At 50.5% G+C, this 17,115-nt stretch carries 19 protein-coding genes, 1 tRNA gene and 1 riboswitch; of the genes, 12 read left to right on the top strand and 8 right to left on the bottom strand.

Features of this window, described 5'->3' with window-relative positions:
- Positions 1-156 precede the first annotated feature (156 nt).
- The 3 genes from EKM89_RS01665 (at position 157) to EKM89_RS01655 (ending at position 3,503) form a co-directional block, all read left to right on the top strand.
- Positions 157-990: a histidine phosphatase family protein gene (locus EKM89_RS01665; protein ID WP_225421789.1), complete on the top strand. Its 834-nt coding sequence runs from the start codon at positions 157-159 to the stop codon at positions 988-990.
- A gap of 1,022 nt (positions 991-2,012) precedes the next feature.
- Positions 2,013-2,564, top strand: coding sequence for a GNAT family N-acetyltransferase (locus EKM89_RS01660; RefSeq protein ID WP_125685426.1), 552 nt, complete (start codon positions 2,013-2,015; stop codon positions 2,562-2,564).
- Between the two features lie 450 nt (positions 2,565-3,014).
- Positions 3,015-3,503, top strand: coding sequence for a GNAT family N-acetyltransferase (locus tag EKM89_RS01655; protein ID WP_125685425.1), 489 nt, complete (start codon positions 3,015-3,017; stop codon positions 3,501-3,503).
- On the opposite strand, the gene EKM89_RS01650 is transcribed toward EKM89_RS01655, so the two are convergent.
- Entirely contained in the window at positions 3,496-3,810 is a 315-nt protein-coding gene (locus EKM89_RS01650; protein WP_125685424.1) for a DMT family transporter, read from the bottom strand. The two genes, EKM89_RS01655 and EKM89_RS01650, sit on opposite strands and share 8 nt — an antisense overlap.
- A gap of 2 nt (positions 3,811-3,812) precedes the next feature.
- The gene (locus EKM89_RS01645) at positions 3,813-4,139 is read right to left on the bottom strand and encodes a DMT family transporter (RefSeq protein WP_125685423.1); all 327 of its coding nucleotides are present in this window, start codon (positions 4,137-4,139) and stop codon (positions 3,813-3,815) included.
- 68 nt (positions 4,140-4,207) lie between these two features.
- Positions 4,208-4,301, bottom strand: a riboswitch (guanidine-I (ykkC/yxkD leader).
- 503 nt (positions 4,302-4,804) lie between these two features.
- On the opposite strand from EKM89_RS01645, the gene scrK reads away from it, so the two are divergent.
- The 4 genes from scrK to EKM89_RS01625 all read left to right on the top strand — a co-directional run bounded on the left by scrK (position 4,805) and on the right by EKM89_RS01625 (position 8,026).
- The gene (scrK, locus tag EKM89_RS01640) at positions 4,805-5,680 is read left to right on the top strand and encodes a fructokinase ScrK (protein WP_125685422.1); all 876 of its coding nucleotides are present in this window, start codon (positions 4,805-4,807) and stop codon (positions 5,678-5,680) included.
- A gap of 21 nt (positions 5,681-5,701) precedes the next feature.
- A complete protein-coding gene (locus tag EKM89_RS01635; RefSeq protein ID WP_125685421.1) occupies positions 5,702-6,703 on the top strand; it encodes a zinc-dependent alcohol dehydrogenase family protein in 1,002 nt (333 codons plus the stop codon).
- A gap of 67 nt (positions 6,704-6,770) precedes the next feature.
- Positions 6,771-7,499: a fructose permease gene (locus tag EKM89_RS01630; RefSeq protein ID WP_164510474.1), complete on the top strand. Its 729-nt coding sequence runs from the start codon at positions 6,771-6,773 to the stop codon at positions 7,497-7,499.
- A 134-nt stretch (positions 7,500-7,633) separates the two neighbouring features.
- A complete protein-coding gene (locus tag EKM89_RS01625; RefSeq protein ID WP_125685419.1) occupies positions 7,634-8,026 on the top strand; it encodes a VOC family protein in 393 nt (130 codons plus the stop codon).
- 187 nt (positions 8,027-8,213) lie between these two features.
- Here EKM89_RS01625 and EKM89_RS01620 read toward each other — a convergent pair whose 3' ends face one another.
- On the bottom strand, positions 8,214-9,608 hold the full coding sequence (locus tag EKM89_RS01620) for an aminotransferase-like domain-containing protein (RefSeq protein WP_125685418.1): 1,395 nt from the start codon (positions 9,606-9,608) through the stop codon (positions 8,214-8,216).
- Between the two features lie 133 nt (positions 9,609-9,741).
- On the opposite strand from EKM89_RS01620, the gene thiD reads away from it, so the two are divergent.
- From thiD to EKM89_RS01605, 3 genes are read left to right on the top strand one after another with little or no spacing between them, the layout of a single operon-like run.
- Positions 9,742-10,533 carry a bifunctional hydroxymethylpyrimidine kinase/phosphomethylpyrimidine kinase gene (gene thiD / locus EKM89_RS01615; protein ID WP_125685417.1) on the top strand — a complete coding sequence of 264 codons (792 nt, stop codon included), beginning with the start codon at positions 9,742-9,744 and terminating at the stop codon, positions 10,531-10,533.
- A 5-nt stretch (positions 10,534-10,538) separates the two neighbouring features.
- Positions 10,539-11,039 (top strand): ECF transporter S component, encoded by a 501-nt coding sequence (locus tag EKM89_RS01610; protein ID WP_125685416.1) that lies wholly within the window; start codon positions 10,539-10,541, stop codon positions 11,037-11,039.
- 11 nt (positions 11,040-11,050) lie between these two features.
- The gene (locus EKM89_RS01605) at positions 11,051-11,608 is read left to right on the top strand and encodes a TIGR01440 family protein (RefSeq protein WP_125685415.1); all 558 of its coding nucleotides are present in this window, start codon (positions 11,051-11,053) and stop codon (positions 11,606-11,608) included.
- A gap of 82 nt (positions 11,609-11,690) precedes the next feature.
- Here the strand turns inward: EKM89_RS01605 and EKM89_RS01600 are convergent, their stop codons facing one another.
- Together EKM89_RS01600 and EKM89_RS01595 are read right to left on the bottom strand one after the other, a co-directional pair.
- Positions 11,691-12,392 carry a hypothetical protein gene (locus EKM89_RS01600; protein WP_125685414.1) on the bottom strand — a complete coding sequence of 234 codons (702 nt, stop codon included), beginning with the start codon at positions 12,390-12,392 and terminating at the stop codon, positions 11,691-11,693.
- Entirely contained in the window at positions 12,385-12,621 is a 237-nt protein-coding gene (locus EKM89_RS01595) for a hypothetical protein (RefSeq protein ID WP_125685413.1), read from the bottom strand. The genes EKM89_RS01600 and EKM89_RS01595 overlap by 8 nt, the downstream gene beginning before the upstream one ends.
- 372 nt (positions 12,622-12,993) lie before the next feature.
- Between EKM89_RS01595 and EKM89_RS01590 the strand changes: the two genes are divergently transcribed.
- On the top strand, positions 12,994-13,626 hold the full coding sequence (locus tag EKM89_RS01590; RefSeq protein WP_125685412.1) for a pentapeptide repeat-containing protein: 633 nt from the start codon (positions 12,994-12,996) through the stop codon (positions 13,624-13,626).
- Here the strand turns inward: EKM89_RS01590 and EKM89_RS01585 are convergent.
- Positions 13,613-14,593, bottom strand: coding sequence for a LacI family DNA-binding transcriptional regulator (locus EKM89_RS01585; RefSeq protein ID WP_125685411.1), 981 nt, complete (start codon positions 14,591-14,593; stop codon positions 13,613-13,615). The genes EKM89_RS01590 and EKM89_RS01585 overlap by 14 nt on opposite strands.
- A gap of 186 nt (positions 14,594-14,779) precedes the next feature.
- On the opposite strand from EKM89_RS01585, the gene EKM89_RS01580 reads away from it, so the two are divergent.
- Positions 14,780-14,851, top strand: a tRNA-Gln gene (locus EKM89_RS01580).
- 419 nt (positions 14,852-15,270) lie between these two features.
- Here the strand turns inward: EKM89_RS01580 and EKM89_RS01575 are convergent.
- Complete coding sequence (locus EKM89_RS01575; RefSeq protein ID WP_125685410.1) at positions 15,271-15,951, bottom strand: YoaK family protein; 681 nt, start codon at positions 15,949-15,951, stop codon at positions 15,271-15,273.
- A gap of 126 nt (positions 15,952-16,077) precedes the next feature.
- On the bottom strand, positions 16,078-17,010 hold the full coding sequence (gene rihA / locus EKM89_RS01570; protein ID WP_125685409.1) for a pyrimidine-specific ribonucleoside hydrolase RihA: 933 nt from the start codon (positions 17,008-17,010) through the stop codon (positions 16,078-16,080).
- Positions 17,011-17,115 lie beyond the last annotated feature (105 nt).

Below are 17,115 nucleotides of genomic sequence, written 5' to 3'. Positions count from 1 at the left end.
ACCTGTTCTTTTTAGTGATTTAAGCTTGTGGAAGCCATCAGTTTGTGCTAGATTAATACATGTAAGCGGTTCCGAAATGGGAAACAATCACACTAAGTAAAACGATTGACCCCCGACGTAATCGTCCACAACTACATACATAATCGGAGGAGATTTATGATGAAGTTCAGTAAGGTACTTGGGATTTTGGCAGTAACAGCAGGGGCAGTTGCTATGGTGGGTGCACCGTCATCCGCACAAGCAGCCAAGAAGAAAGCTGCTGCTAAGCCAGTAACAATCTACTTGACCCGGCATGGTGAAACGACTGGGAACGTCATGGGCCGTGTTCAAGGTTGGAGCGACTTCCCATTGACCAGTAACGGTGTTGCCGTTGCGAACAACTTGGGCCGTGGCTTGAAGGGCAAGACTTTCAAGGTTGCTTACGCAGGGAACTTAACCCGGCAACAAGTAACTGCTAAGCAAGCCCTCAAGTACTCTGGTAACTCGAAGGTTAAGGTCAACACGTCAAAATACTTGCGTGAAGGCGGCTACGGTAGCTTTGAAGGCGATAGTATCGCAACTGACAATGCCTTGATTGCTGGCGTATACGGCTACAAGAGCGGTGACGAAATGATGGCCGCTCAAGGTAAGGACTACTGGACGAAGTTACAAGATGCTTACTACACCTTGGACCAACAAGACAGTCAAAAGACGAAGTTAGTTGCAGGCGACCGTGCTGAAAGCTCACAACAAGTTGAAGCCCGGATGGGTAAGGAACTGTTGACCATTGCCAAGGCTACTAAGAAGCAAGGCGGCGGTAACGCATTGGTTGTTAGTTCTGGGATGTCCATCAACGAATACTTGTCAACGTTGAAGGGTGCTAACTACACAGGTGCCCCATTGAAGAACGCTGCGGTTACGCGTTTGACTTACAAGAACGGTAAGCTCCAAGTTAAGGGTCTTATCGGCTCCATGTACTACGTGGACAAGGGCGCTAACTTGGCTAAATAATTAGGTCTTAACCGTCATAGTTGCTAGGGAAAGATGAAGATGGCTTGCCCGCACATGATGATTAAAATAAGAGCCCTCACCAGTGATCATGCAGCTGGGGAGGGCTTTTTGTGTAAAAGAGTGCTACGAAGGGCGTTTAGCTGGCGAGCATTAACGGCGCTAAGTGAATACCCCTGGTTTTGGGGTGTTCGCTTAGCGTTGTTAAGCGGAACCGGCTGCCCGGTAGTGGCACGTTTCGGAAGCCGCCAGGACCTGGATATCAGCAGATGGGAACCAAGCCAAACGGTCTAACACAGTGAAACCTGAAAGGCAAACTCAGTCCGGTACTTATTGAAGTTAAGCGCAGGAACCTGCCTTGTGGCGCACGTTTCGGAAGTTGCCAGACTTGGGATATTATGTTCGAAGAACCAAGCTTAATGGTCTAAGACAGAATAGTTTGAAAGGGCAGTCCGGTGCTTAGCGTTGTTAAGCGGAACCGGCTGCCCGGTAGTGGCACGTTTCGGAAGCCGCCAGGACCTGGATATCAGCAGATGGGAACCAAGCCAAACTCGGTCTAACACAGTGAAACCTGAAAGGCAAACTCAGTCCGGTGCTTATTGAAGTTAAGCGCAGGAACCTGCCTTGTGGCGCACGTTTCGGAAGTTGCCAGACTTGGGATATTATGTTCGAAGAATCAAGCTTAATGGTCCAAGACAGAATAGTTTGAAAGGGCAGTCCGGTGCTTAGCGTTGTTAAGCGGAACCGGCTGCCCGGTAGTGACACGTTTCGGAAGCCGCCAGACTCGGAATATTATGTTCAAAGACCTAGGCCAAACTTAGGCCGCCATCTGGAACTAAGCAATTATCATTGTCTACGTAATGTCCCGTCATACAACGCTGCAAAACAAATGTGCCCGACAGTCATTGAGGGTGAGATCCATTTGATAGTTAACAAATTCGGTTTACGAACCAAAAGCCACCAAAAAGGCTATACTGAACTTAAGTAAAAGGTGAGCAAGAATCAGCAAGAGAGGAGCACGACCCATGACAGAAAAAGTAATGGCATTACCTAGTTTAGCCACCGAACGGCTGATTTTACGGGAGCGGACACTAGCCGATCTAACAGCTAGCGTAGAATTGGATCAGAGCCAAGCGGTCACGGAGTTCATTTACGGAGTTTGGGACGGGTCGCCACGCCACGTGACCTATGTAAAGCGACGAATTGAACGTCAGTATGGCAACGGCCTTGGCTACTGGTCAATTTATTCGCAGGATGATCCGTCGCAGTTTCTAGGCTGGATTATGCTGACACCGGTCGAAGGAAACCCAACATTAGTCAAAATTGGGTGGCGGCTCGTGCGCGATCACTGGGGTCATGGTATCGCGACCGAGGCGGCTCAAGCCGTGACGCAGTACGCTTTTCTCACGCTGAACCTGTCAAAATTAGCTGCCGGTGTCAATCCTGCTAATGAGCGGGGGCAACGGGTTGCTGAAAAACTCGGCTTTACCTTTAAGCAACCGATTTCAGTGGGGGATGAACAGCTTGCCCTCTATATTTTGACGCGGGAACACTGGACAGACCTTCAGCGGAAATAGCCTATTTGACGCTGTAAGCGGTCGTACTTGAGGGACGAAGCCAATTGTCACTGATGAGAACATAGGTGCTAACGAGACTGACCAGAATCATGATGACCCAGATGATGCCAACTGGTGGAAATAACGCTGAAATAATCGCTAATATGATCAACAGGAGACCTTTGTCGGTGTGAGACGACCTGGGAGACGCCTGATCTTGGCGGCTTTCAGGCGAGCTGGAAGCCCGTCCTTTGGCTGGAAGCGTTCCCCACAGCCAGCGGAATCCCTGGCAGCCGGAGTGCGACCAGTACCACTAATTTAGCGGTGACAATTCCTACGGTTGCAAGAGTAGAATAAGCATTTTGACTTTCAACCTTCAGTTAGTAGCATAAATTTCCTTGTATTCCTAGTCCATCGTTAACTTTCAAGGTATACTAATTCTGATATTAATTTTCAGGAGGTAACCGTCCCATGACACTTATTCAACCCGCACAACCACAAGATCTATCACAAATTATGACCATTGAAAATGCCGGTTTTTCGCCCGCGGAGGCCGCAACTGAAGCCAGTATGGCCGAACGAATTCAGCTGATTCCAGACACCTTTTTAGTCGCTAAACAAGGGAAAACGGTTGCTGGTTACGTGGTCGGTCCCGCGTTCGACCAGCGTTATTTAACCGACGCGCTGTTTGAAAAATCCACGCCAAATACGGCTGGTGACGCCTATCAGACAGTGTTGAGCCTGGCTGTCAGTCCGTTGCATCGTCACGAGGGGATTGCGGGTCAATTGCTGGAAGCCCTTGCGGTGGTGGCGTTTAACCAACATCGTGAGGCCATTACGCTGACCTGTCTAGAAAAATTGGTGCCATTTTACGAAAGTCACGGGTACGTCAATGAGGGCGTGTCTGCGTCCAGTCATGCTGGGGAAACCTGGTATAATCTGGTGCGACCACTTAACTAATGAGCTTCAGCCCCATAACGGCGGTCAAAATGACGACGACCCACAGCAGTTTACGCCAGTCCTTGGATTCACCAAAGAACAGCATGCCGGTAATTACACCACCGGCCGCGCCGATTCCGGTCCAAATCGCGTAGGCGGTCCCCATTGGTAAGGTTTGTAACGCCAGTTCGAGACCACCGAAACTCAGCGTAAATGTCAAAATCATCAATCCCCATAACCACCATTTTCGTTGGTGTAGGGCCCAGTTCATGAAGGTCACGCCCAGCATTTCGCTGAGTCCAGCTAAGATTAGGTATAGCCAAGCCATGGTTAGTCAGCTCCTTTCTCGGTGATCGTTTGCAGGCCACCGATGCCAATCAAGAGTAAGAGAATCAAGCCGATTTTCGCCCAACTAACGGGCTCGCCAAACGCCACCATGCCTAAGGTAGTGGTGCCCAAGGTCCCCAGGCCAACGAAGACGGCGTAGGCGGTCCCCGCCGGAATGTGGCGGCTAGCGCGGATCAAAAAGTAGAAGCTGAGGTAAACGGCAACGGCGGTCGCCCCCCATTCGAGCAGGGTGCTGGCGTGCTTGAAACCGACTACCCAACTCACTTCAAAGATGGCGCCGAGAACAACGGTGAGCCAATGTTTCCACATGATAAGTTCCTCCTTTAATTGACCGAAATTACAAAAAAGGCCTGAGAAATTCTGTCGCTAACGACAAAATCTCCCAGGCTTTTTCCCTTCCGTGTCTGTGGCAATAACCACAGGTTCCCTCTCGGACCAGACCCTTGCGGCGGAACCCTAGAGAACAAAAGTATTCGGTTTTTTTCGATGATGATAGCTTAGCACATTGGACTGGTTTTGGTCAAGACTATGCGCTTCACTGTTAAATTGGGGAGAATTGCGCGTACACCGACCGCCATATTTTTACCTGGCTGAATTATTCTGGACCTTATCAACAAACCAGTTAACTTTAAGCGTTGGTACTGAAACTTCGTCGTTCGGGTGAACGATTGATTATTCTTTAATCATATAAATAAGTTGGAACTAAAATGTAAGCGCTTCCCAAAATGACGATTTTCACGCTTGAATCCCCCGTTAAGTGACTTATATCACGAAAAATACAAACGATTACATTTCCGGCAACACGTGTTTAAACAGTCTTTTCTGAAAACCAAGGTGGCGAAAATCCCTTTAATTCGCTGGGCCACACTTGATATACTGTAAGCGATTTAAGAATGACTGTAGCGGTCACGAAGAGCGTTATTAAAAAAACTTTGCTGCGGGTCAGCTCGCTGGCAATTATGGAGGTAACAAGTATGCAACTTGGCAGTATTGAAGCCGGGGGCACAAAGTTCGTTTGTGCGGTTGGTAACGAAGACTACCGTACGCTGGACAAGGTTGTGATTCCCACGACCACCCCGGAAGAGACTTTGAGCAAATCAATCGCTTATTTTAAAAAGTTTCCCGAGATCAAGGCCATTGCGGTCTCATCATTTGGCCCAATCGAACTGCGGCATAATTCGCCGAAGTACGGCTACATTACCGATACCCCGAAGAAGGGCTGGTCGAACACCGACTTCATTGGTCGTCTGAAGAAAGACTTGGACGTGCCGATGTACTGGACGTCCGATGTTAACGGGTCGGCTTATGGCGAATACATCATGTCTACGCTGTTCAATGAAAAGATTGATTCCTTAGTCTACTTCACCATTGGCACTGGCGTCGGTGCCGGTGCCGTTATCGATGGCCATTTCGTGGGGAGCCTCGGCCATCCCGAAATGGGACACGTACGGTTGAAGCGGCACCCCGATGATTTGAACTTCCCTGGTATTTGCCCATTTCACGGCGACTGCTTGGAAGGTCTGGTCAGTGGACCAACGTTTGACGCGCGACTGGGGAAACCCGGTAAAGACGTGCCGTTGACTAATCACGTCTGGGACATCATGGCGTACTATGTGGCCCAAGCGGCCTTGCAGGAAACGTTGATGTTGCGGCCCGACAAGATCATCTTCGGTGGTGGTGTGGTTAGTGAAGCCTTCTTAGTCAAGGTTCGTGCCGAGTTCGACAAGCTATTGAACCATTACGTGGACGTTGGCAAGTTGACCGATTACATCGTGATGCCAGCGGTTGAGAACAACGGCTCAGCCACGCTAGGCGATTTCGCCTTAGCCTTGAATGAATATAACAAATAATTAAAAGGGAGCGCTTATTTTATGAAAGCCTTAGTATTAACTGGAACTAAAAAGATGGAAATTCAGGATTTGCCAGAACCAGAAGTTAAGCCTGACGAGGTCTTAGTCAACACTGCTTACGCTGGTATCTGTGGGACTGACCGGGCACTTTACGCTGGCCTTCCTGGTTCCGCTAACGCTGTGCCACCAGTCGTTTTGGGTCATGAAAACTCCGGGATCGTTGCCGCTATTGGCAAGAACGTGACCAACGTTAAGATTGGCGACCGGGTCACCGTTGACCCGAACATCTACTGTGGCCAATGTGACTACTGCAGAACCGACCGTCCTGAACTGTGTGACAACTTATCTGCCGTTGGGGTGACCCGCGATGGTGGGTTGGAAAAGTCCTTCACAGCACCTGCATCCGTCGTTTACCCTATTCCTGACAGCTTGTCCTTAAAGGCCGCTGCCACCACGGAACCTGTATCTTGTGCGGTTCACGGTATGAGCCTGTTAGACGTTAAGCCCTATCAAAAGGCTTTGGTTATTGGCGATGGCTTCATGGGGCAATTGTTCGTGCAATTACTTCAAGCATATGGCGTGCACCAGGTCGATTTTGCTGGGATCATCGACGAAAAGTTAGCCTTCAACAAGGAAAAATTCGGGGTTACCAACACTTACAACACAACGCGTGACAGTATTCCAGCTGATTACGACGTGGTCATCGAAGCCGTAGGGTTACCACAAACGCAAGAACAAGCGGTTGAAGCCACTAAGAAGGGTGCACAAGTCTTGATGTTTGGTGTGGGAAAGCCAGACCAAACCTTCTCCATGAACACTTATGAAGTTTACCAAAAGCAACTGAAGATTCAAGGGGCCTTCATCAACCCATACGCCTTCAAAGACGCCATTGCCTTATTAGCTAGTGGTGAAATGGACGTTGAATCTTTGATCAGCCATGAAGTTACGTTGGAACAAGTCGAAGACGTCTTAAACGGTAAGGTTAAAGGCGTCAGCAAGGCAGTTGTTAAAGTTAGCGACTAGTCAAAAAAGGTAAGGGATTAATGTGAGAGCTGAAGCAGCAAGCAATTTCAACGAAGGAGCAGCGCCGATGGAAGCGACAAGTGAACGAACCCTTTCAATGTCAAAGGCAATTGCCTTTTTCGTCCTGTCGTTGGTCATCAACTCGGCTGGTAACGTATTAACGCTGGTCACTAGTGCCAAGATTCACCCCTCATTTTTGGGGGCAGCGTACTGGTCCGCAGCCGAGGCCAACTTAGGGACCGCGTTTCACTGGAATCTATTCTGGGCGTTCCTGATCATGGGTTTCTTGACGGCGGTACTAAATGCCATCTTGATTCACCACTGGGATTGGAAACGAATCGCCGGTAACATGGTTTTCATGGTACCGTTCTCCGCTTTGATTCAAGTGTTTGAGGACTTCTTCGATGGTAAGTACCCGGCAATCTTTGCGGGCCTACCGGATGCGCGGAGCACAGGAATGGTTATCTTCTATGTGGCTTTGAACTTCTTGGGGGTGGCGTTTATCGCCGTGGCTATCTCCATCTATCAACGGGTCAACTTGGTCCTTCACCCGGCTGATGACTTGATGCAGATTTTGCGCTTCCGTTACTTCAAGGGGCAAGCTGCTAAAGCAATGTGGGCGTCTTACATTCCGCCGACCATTATGGCCATCGTTGCGTTGGTGATCACTCGTCAATTCACGAATTTTGGGTTGGGAACGGTGTTTGCCTTCCTCGCGCAAGGTGGCATCACGGGAATCGCTGACAAGGTTATTTTCCCTCACCTGAAGCACCAAGCCGTCGATGTCGGGAAATAGTGTTCTAGACAAGGTGGCCTGACCTGCAGAATAACAACGTTTTGGGCCAACGACTTGAAGGGGTTGTTCCGACAAGCTTGCGAGCGACTCATTAATAACGTTACCGATTGTATTAAAAAAGGAGTCAGTTAAACATGGCAGTTCATGATTTTATTACTGGAATTCAACACGTGGGGATTCCCACGGCGGATTTAGACAAGACAATGGCTTTTTACGAATCACTCGGCTTCGAACCAGCTGGCTTGTTCCCCAACGGTGAAAACCGCTGTGCCTTCATGCGGCTCGGCAACTTGACGATTGAGACCTGGGAAGGCGACCCGACTAATCCGACGGCCGGTGCCATCAACCATATTTCGCTGAACACCACCGACGTCGATGCCGCCTTTGCCGCCGCCAAAGAGCAGGGCTTAGACCTGGTCAATGATGAGGTTCAAGCCATCCCAACCTTCTGGGAAAAGGGCATTCGTTTCTTCAACATCCTCGGGCCGAACCATGAAACCATTGAGTTCTGCCAAATCTTAAAGTAGTGTGTGACTTGGGACCTCGGTCCCAATGAACCTAAATAATCAGCAAAAAATCAGCTTACCACCTCACCGGTAAGCTGATTTTTTTGTGACTGAAGTAGTTGGGTATAAACTGTGCTGGAATCTCGTCCTTTGGCTGGAGACAATCTCAACTGCAAGTGGAATCGTTGGCAGACGGCAGGTATTTATTTTACAGCAGTAGGTCGCGTAACCGCTGTTGCTGCGCCAGGTCGATGCCGGCGAAGTTGAAGCGGAAAGCCGTTTTGGGTGCGCCATATAGCGTGCCGGGTTTAACCAGGATCTGATGATCTAGCAAGTGGTCAAAGATAGCGGAATCGGTTTGCGTGACCCAAAGGTAAAAGCCACCCTGGGGTGTGATGAACTGCCAGTTGGGGCGCATTTCGCGAAAAATGGCAACGGTCGCTTGGCGTCGTTGGGCGAGCTCTTTAGTCAGTAGAGCTATCCCCGGGTCAAATGCATCTGCCGTCAATGCGAGATTGGCCATGACTTGGGCGAGCATACTGGGGACGATATCGAGCCGCTTTTGGACCTGTAACAGGCGCTGACCGATGGCGTCTGGCGCAACGATCCAGCCTAAGCGCGTACTCGACCCCAGTAATTTGGACAGGGAACTGATGTAGATCACATTCTGTGGTGCGAGTGCTTTTAGCGTGGGCAGAGCATCTTGGCGGGTACTGAGCCAGCCAAACACGTCATCTTCCACGATGGCAACCTGATACTTTTGACAGAGCTTGATGATTCGCTGCCGCTGTTCAAGCGACAGGAGGAGCCCCGTTGGATTTTGAAAGGTGGGGTTTAACAGGAGGAGCTTGATGCGATGTTGGCGAATCAGCTTCTCTAACCCGTTGATATCCAGTCCGGTCGCCGTTAACGGGATGGTAAATGGCCGAACGCCAAGGGTCTTAAAGACAGCGCTGGTTGCAAAATAGGAGGGTTTTGTGAAGGCAACGGCATCGCCAATCTTAAGCAGGCTGCTCAGAATCAGTAGCAGGGCCTGTTGTGCTCCACCGGTGATGAGGAGCGTTTGACGATCGGTATGGAACTGGTGACGCTGGGTGTGATGACGTTCTAGCGTCTGAATCAGTGGCAGGTAGCCCGCATCCTGTTCTTGGCGTTGCGCTAACAGAAAGTCTTGCCAGTTTAATTGCAGATCACCTAGCTGCGGAATCAGATTCATCGGCAGTTCATTGGCGGCCCCGTCGATCAAATGGGGATTGAGAGCCCGGGCTTGGGTGAGTTTACGTTGAATGAGGGAATGGCTGGTCGTGGTGTTGCGTAAGTATTGGCCCCAGTTGATTTTGTCGGGGAGTGTGTTGACGGTCGGAACGGGCGCGACGAAGGTGCCACTGCCGCCTTTTTTGACGAGGAGACCATTTGCCGTCAACTCCTGGAAGGCCCGACTGACGGTGGAACGGTCAACCTTGAGTAATTTAGCAAGTTCGCGTTCGGCGGGTAATCGTTGGCTGGGCAACAGACGGTCTTCTTGAATCAGACTGGTGATCAATTGACTGATGGCTAAGTATTTTGGCTTGATATCTGGGAGATCCGTGTACCAATTGGGCATGGGAAGGCCTTCTTTCAAAGTGGATGGCTGTGCTCCCTCTTAGTATAATAATTGGCTGGATTAAAAACAAGCCAATTGGCGGTTGTTGTCGCTGTAAAGTGCGCGATACTTGAGAGTGAGGGGAGGCGAGCGGATGGAAAACGTTTTGACCATTGCTGGCGCGGATAGTCTTGCTGGGGGCGGAATTCAGGCTGATTTGAAAACGTTCGAGGAACTCGACGTGTTTGGCGTCAGCGCAATCACCAGTGTTGCGAGCATCTTACCGGGGAAGGTGGCATTGGCGCAATTGGCACCCGAGGTGATTAACCAACAGTTGACGTCGATTCTGTCACAGTTACCGGTCCGTTTCGTGAAAACGGGTTTGTTGGGTGACGTGACAACATTAGATCTCGTGTGCGCGCAGTTACGACAGTTCCCAGTTTGGCTGGTCGTGGATCCCGTTTTGGTATTCAAGGAGGGCGCCACGGACTTGGCGGCGGACTACATAGCAGCATTACGACAGCGACTCTTACCACTGGCCTACGTGACCACCCCCAATCTGGATGAGGCGGCACAACTCAGTGGGTTAGCACCGATCACAACGCGCGAGCAAATGCGTACGGCGGCTCAACGCATCCAAACGTTGGGGTGCCCAAACGTGGTCGTCAAGGGCGGCAGTCGCTTGGCAGGGACGGTCGCCGTCGACTATTTACGATATGGCGAAGAGGAGTATTGGTTTGAGGAACCTAAAATTCAAAAAAAGACGACGGATGGCGCCGGGTGCACGTTTTCCGCGGCGATCACGGCGCTGTTAGCAACCGGGGTGGCCTTGCCACAAGCGGTCGCCCAGGCAAAGCAGTTTGTCCACGCGGGTATCGATCACGGCGTTGTCATCAGTGAGCAACTGGGGAGTGTCTGGCAGGGCGCAAGTCGTCGACAGGAGTAGAGAAAATGCGAAATGAAAAGTTGAAACAAACCACGTTGGCAGCCGTTTTGATTGCAATGACGGTCGGCTTATCAATTATGTTCGTGATTCCCGTGCCGGCGACCAAGGGAATGGTCACGCTCTGTGAAGTCGGTATTTACACCAGTGCCATTTTATTTGGGGGACCGGTGGGTGGCATGGTCGGTGCCGGGAGTGGTTTTTTGATCGATATTCTATCGGGGTATCCGGAATGGTGCCTGTTTTCACTAGTCATTCATGGCTTGCAAGGGTTGGCGGTCGGTTACTTCACGCCAGAACACACCAAGTCGTTTAAGACGATGTTACTTCCACTATTAATTGGAAGCGCTATTATGGTGGTCGGCTATTACTTCGCCACGGCCCTCTTATTCGGTTGGCCGGCGGGATTGGCATCGATCGTGGGTAATTTAGTTCAGGTGGGCTTCGGGATGGTCGTGACGCTCTCCATTGTTGAGAGTCTCGTGAAATTCAAGCCCAACCTGGTTTGAGGAGTGTTCATATGACAATTGATTTGGAAAAAATGACAGCGGAATTAAATATTATTATTGAAGACGTTTTGGACGCAGCAAAATTACAACCGGGCGACCTATTTGTCCTGGGATGCACGACGAGTGAGGTCGTTGGCGGCTACATTGGTAAGGATTCTAGCTTGGACGTGGGAACGCGCATCATCGAAACATTACGCGCAAAGCTAGATCCGTTAGGCATTCAGCTGGCTGTTCAGGGCTGTGAGCACATCAACCGTAGCCTGGTCGTCGAACGTGCCGTTGCTCGGCAACACGCTTTTGAAATGGTGTCGGTCGTGCCGGCGCTACATGCGGGGGGCGCCTGCTCAATGGCGGCATTCCAGCAGTTCACGGATCCCGTGGAGGTCGAACACGTGGTGGCTCAAGCTGGCCTAGACATTGGCGATACGGCAATTGGGATGCACGTTAAATTCGTCCAGGTCCCAGTCCGACCAAGCATCAACGAACTGGGTGGAGCTCACGTTACGGCATTGCGGTCGCGGCCAAAGTACGTTGGTGGCCCGCGGGCGGTGTATGATTTGGCTAAGTAGGTGTTTAAATGTTTAACAAAACCCGCTAGAAATCAAATTTGGTTTCTAGCGGGTTTTCGTCACGATTATTTTATTGGGCGAGTTAGCTGTTGGATCGAGCTTCGTAGTGTTGGGCCAAATCTGGATTGGCATTGTCCAGGAGCCGAGCGGCATCTCTGGTCGTCAGTTGGTCATGTTCCAAATAGCGCATCACATCGGTGGTTAACCGGTCGAAATGAACCAGGTGAAGTGGTCGGTCGAGAGCACTTGGGAAACTGTGGTGGGCTGTCCGCCAGGTTAACCAGTCCGCTTCTGACAGGCACAGTCGATCACTAGGCGTCAGTACCTGTAAGGCTGCTAACCGTTGCGTAACCACTTGATACGGCATAGCTGTTTGGTCGGCCAACCGTACCAGGGCCATTGCAGCCGAGTCGGATTTTCGTCGGAGTCGGTGCCAGGTCGCAATGGTGTGCCGTGATGGCAACATGATGGCGACAGTAAAGACGGTGCTAGCCGTGACGTTGGTTTGATAGCTGGTCGCGGTGAGTTCCCACAGCATCTGTGCCGCGTGATAGTACCGCTGCCGCAGGGACTGTGCTGTATTGAGAATCGCAAAATTTTGTTGTTTTAGGTGAATCGATGCGCCATAGTAAGTGGCGTCGGCCACATCGCGGTAAATTACGGTGGCCCGTTCAGCAAGTAGGCGTTCGATATCGGCGCCAATGAAGCCGCCATTAGTGGGCGTTGCGGTGAGAAATTTGGCGGCGGTCTGTTCCGCAAATAACGCCGCAATGTTGTCAGTCATAGGCGGCCTCTAGGAGTAAACACTGACGAATGTCGCGGAGAACTTTAGCGAGGTCGGCTTGACCGGAGATGTTGCAAGGAGGTTCCGTGCGGCGGGCCAAATTGGTTCCTGACTGCGTTAACAGTGTCAGATCTGGTTCGGTCATCATGGTGGTGGCCTGCGGTTGCGCCACCATTAGAGTCGGTTGTGCGCGGTGCTGTGTCTTGCGAGAAAGTTGACTGTGATCCATTGAAAGCCCTCCTAGTCGTTCAAAAGTTATTTTTAACTTCTAAGTTGCTAGCGAAAATCGCCAATCAATCGGTGTCACCAAAACCAGTTGCGCGGGGAAACTACTCCCCAGCTCTGAGTATACGAGTTGTGAGTCAAAATGCCTAGAAGAGTCGTATCTAGCGGGCTAGTGGTTAATTTGGTTGGTGAATGTTAGGGCAAATTAAAAAGCGTGTGCTAAAAGACGATTAAGTGAAATCAACGGTCTCTTGGCACACGCGACGGTTATAAAAATTGGGAATCTTCTAAATTTAAGATACACACCGCAAGTTATTGTGGCGGTCATCGGAATCGTGCTATACTATTTTTACCAAAAGCGAAAGGATGTTCCCCTATGAACCAGCCAAAGTTACTTGAATCCACCTTACAAGCGGTCGCCTTTGCTGACATCTATTCGGCAGAAGACCAGACCTTGCAGTTAGGCCATCTAAAACAGGAGACCGTGGAGAATGACCACCTTGAACACCCCACGTTTGACCAGTGTTTGCTGGAGGGAATGACCTTTTTAAACGTCGACTTCCACCGGTTGGAGATGACCGATGTTGTCTTGAAAAACTGTACGTTAGCCAACTGTCAGTTCGAAGCGGCGAGCCTCTACCGCGTCCATTTCATCGATTGTAAATTAATGGGGAGTACGCTCGACCACGCAGCGTTAAAGGATGTGACATTCACGGATTGTAGCCTAGCACTGGCCAATGTGAACGAAGCCAAGTTGACCCAAGTCATGTTTGACCAGAGTGACCTGACGGAATTCAACTGCCTAGCGAGTCAGTTGAGTAAACTCGTTTTTCGGCAGTGTAACCTGAATAAAGCTGACTTTTCTGAAACTAGCTTGAAGAAGGTTGATCTGAGTACCTGTCAGTTCGATGAGCTGCGGGCCACGACGTTTGACCTGGTCGGGTGTACGCTAAACGAAACACAGGCAGCTTACTTCGCCAGCCAATTTCTCGGGATTATTGTCGCGTAATAATTTTAGCGTCTAAGCGAATCTCTTGGGGGACAAGTTGGGAATCGGCAAGGTGGGCCAATAACCGGGCCACAACGGTTTGGCCGAGCTGTTTGATGGGCTGACGCGCCGTAACGATGGGGCGCGGTAGGAAGTCAAACCACAATTGGTCATCAAAGCCACCAAGTTGTAGATGAGGCAGGTCGAGCTCGGTCAATTTACGGAGAACCTCCTTCATAATGGTGTTATCGCCGACAAAGAGGCCATCACACTTCTGATTGATCAGCAGCTGGCGAGTCATCTGCTGCACGTTGCTGTTGTCGGTACGCGCGGCTACTTCGATGGCACTGTCGCGGGCAATACCGCTATCCCGGAGAGCCTGCTGATAGCCAGCCAGGCGTTCGGTTGCGGTAAATGAGACGGCACTGTTGATGATGCCCACGCGAGTAGCACCTTGGGCTAGTAGCTGTGAGACGATATGGCAGGTCGCTTTGACGTTGTCGACGATGACCCGGTCGTAGGGCGTCTTGATATTGGCCGGTGGCATGCGGTCGACGAAGATGGCCGGCGTGGCTCCTAGGATTTTGGCGTAGTCGGTCTGCCCACCGGCACTAGCGATGATGATGCCGTCGACTTGTTTCTCCAGCATTAAATTCAGCGCGTGCGCCTCCTTGGTCAGGCTTTCGTCCGTGTTCATGATGAGGACATCATAGCCTGCACGACCAGCAGCGTCTTCTATTTCCCGGGTTAACTGGGTAAAATAATCATTGAGAATGTCCGGAATAATCATTCCCAGCGTATGCGTCTGCTTAACCCGAATTCCGCGGGCAAGACTATTTGGCCGGTAGCCTAGGTGATTAGCGGCTTCTTGGACCTTTTGACGAGTGGACCGTTTGACGCGGGGACTGTGACTCAGCGCCCGGGAAACGGTGGCTTCCGAGACGCCAGCTGCTTGTGCCACGTCTTTGATCGTTGGTTTTTCGGACAAAGGGACTCACCTCACATTTTATTAAAACGGTTTACAAATTTTATGGTAGCGTTTTTATACCAGTACCGTCAACTATTAGCGCTAATTTCAGTGCCATTTTCCGAAAAATATCAAAAAAAGGACTTGCAATCACCCTAGATGAAATGCTAAAATTATATCCTGTTGGGTCAGTAATGACCGAATTCTTGGGCTATAGCCAAGTGGTAAGGCAACGGGTTTTGATCCCGTGATGCACTGGTTCGAACCCAGTTAGCCCAATCAGAGGTTTACAGGAAGGAACGAGCTAGTCTCGTTCCTTTTTTGATAGGTTTTGAAAGTTAAAATGTTCGCGTTACGCTTGCTGCAGCAGGCATAATAGGTGTTTTGAAACTTTCAATCTTTAGATACGTGACTAAAAAAAATTGAAGGAGTCTGGGATAAAACCCCAGACTCCTTTTGTATCTCCGAATTTACAGTGCTGAAACGGGGGACAAAAGGTAGTCGACTCCGCTTAAACCTGATAACTAAAGATTGAAAGCCCAAATGTTTGCGCTACTACTTGCTGCCAGGGATTCCGCTGGCTGTGGGGAACGCCTCCAGCCAAAGGACGGGCTTCCGGCTCGCCTGAAAGCCGCCAAAATCAGGCGTCTCCCAGATTGTCCCACTCTCTTTTTCTAAAATAAATTAATCAGACGGCCTTAGTGTTTCCACCGTCGCTGTTGCGTCTGCTGGCGAAGCCAAACAAGTAACGCCACTAAAATAAGAATTGGAATCACAACGGTAAAGCCCCGTAACGTTTTGGAAAATAATCCGACAATGGCTGCACCCAAAGCGAAGCTGCCCATGACGGCCAACGTATCGGTGGCCTTGGTACGGGCGGCCTTATCGCGGTAACGGACACCGTCAAAGAGCGACTCGGCGACCGTCCGGAAGTTGCCCGTCATCATCAGTGGCGTGAAGGGCGCGCCCTTTAATTTGCGAAAGGCCTGGAGTTCTGCAGCGGCCGTTAAAGATAGGAGGGCCGTAACGGCAATATCCGGTAAGATGCTAGTCGTGATGGCCACGCAGACCAACAGAAACAGTTCGATCCAGAGAACCGTGACCTGTAAATTACCATGTCTTTTTTCTAGAAAATGCTGGAGGCCGCGAATGAGCATGGTGCCCACCATGAAGGCAATCATCGCCGTTAAATAACGGCCGACGACGGCGACCTGGAACTTTCCTAAGCTGATTCCCAAGAGGATTAGGTTCCCCGTTTGTAATCCGGCAAAGACCTCACCGTGTTCTAGATAAGAGTAGGCGTCTAGTGCGCCAGCGACCATAGTTAGCCCACTGCCGAACAAAAGTTGTTCGTGGGCGGGGTAAGCTTGCTGTCTCAATTTTGTTCACCTCGGCAACATATTTTGTCTATTTAGTATAGCGTAATTTATATTACGAAAAACCAAGTCACTAAAAAACGTCACCACTGAACGGGGATAACCGTAGTGGTGACGTAGTTTCTAGCGTTAATTAAATGTCTTTAAAGAATCCGTGATCAGTTGAATAAATGCGGTCCGGTCGACATCGAGGAGGACATCGGTGTTTTTGGGCTTACCCGTGAGTTCGTAGTAATCGCAGACGGTCTCACCGCGAACCAGCTCGCCTTGGGTTTCGACATCGACGTTCATCAGGTCACTCTTGAACATTTCGGGATGCAGGAGCCAAGCAATCGTGCAAGGATCGTGGAGTGGTGCGCCCTTAAAGCCCCACTTAGGATTTTCATGGTACAGCTCAAAGAAGTTTAGAAGACCGTAAAAGGCGTGGGCGACCGGATTGTCGATTTGACCAATAACTTCGATTTCTGGCTTGAGAATTTGAGCCTTGTGGGTCACGTTCAGGGGGGCCATAGTGAGTGGAATCCCAGCATTCATCACGATTTTTGCGGCCTCGGGGTCGACGTAAATGTTGAATTCGACTGACGGCGTCCAGTTACCTAGGCCCATGGCACCGCCCATATAGACGATGCGGTCGATCTTGGTTTTGAGCTCGGGATAGACGCGTAGGAAGAGGGCAGCGTTAGTCATGGGACCGGTGACCACTAATGTAACGGGGTCGGCACTCTCTCGCAGCGTTTTGGCGATGAGTTCGATGGCGGTCATATCTTGAACGGCAAAATCAGGATCAGGTAATTCGGCGCCGTCGAGACCAGACTTACCGTGAACGTTACCGGCCGTTTCTAGCGGCTTTAACAGCGGCGTTCGGTTACCGCCGGCTACGGGAATCTCCTGATGGTGCATCAATGTCAGCAGGCGCATGGCATTGTTAAGCGTCTTCTCCGGTGTCTGGTTGCCGGCCGAAGTCGTTACCGCGAGCAGCTCAATTTTGGGGTTGGCGAGCGCCAACATCAGCGCAATGGCGTCATCATGGCCGGGGTCACAGTCTAAAATAATTTTTGTCATATAAAGCACTCCTCTGGAATAGATTGGTTGACGTCCGGCTAGTCAGGGTATCAGCTAATTGGTGCCGTAAACATCAACTTACTAGGTCTAGTTTACCTGAAAGTG

Origin of the sequence: Levilactobacillus fujinensis (assembly GCF_003946335.1) — a bacterium.
In the GTDB taxonomy this organism is placed as follows: domain Bacteria; phylum Bacillota; class Bacilli; order Lactobacillales; family Lactobacillaceae; genus Levilactobacillus; species Levilactobacillus fujinensis.
Note: the sequence above shows the minus strand (reverse complement) of the source record. Positions and strands in the feature narration are given on the sequence as shown.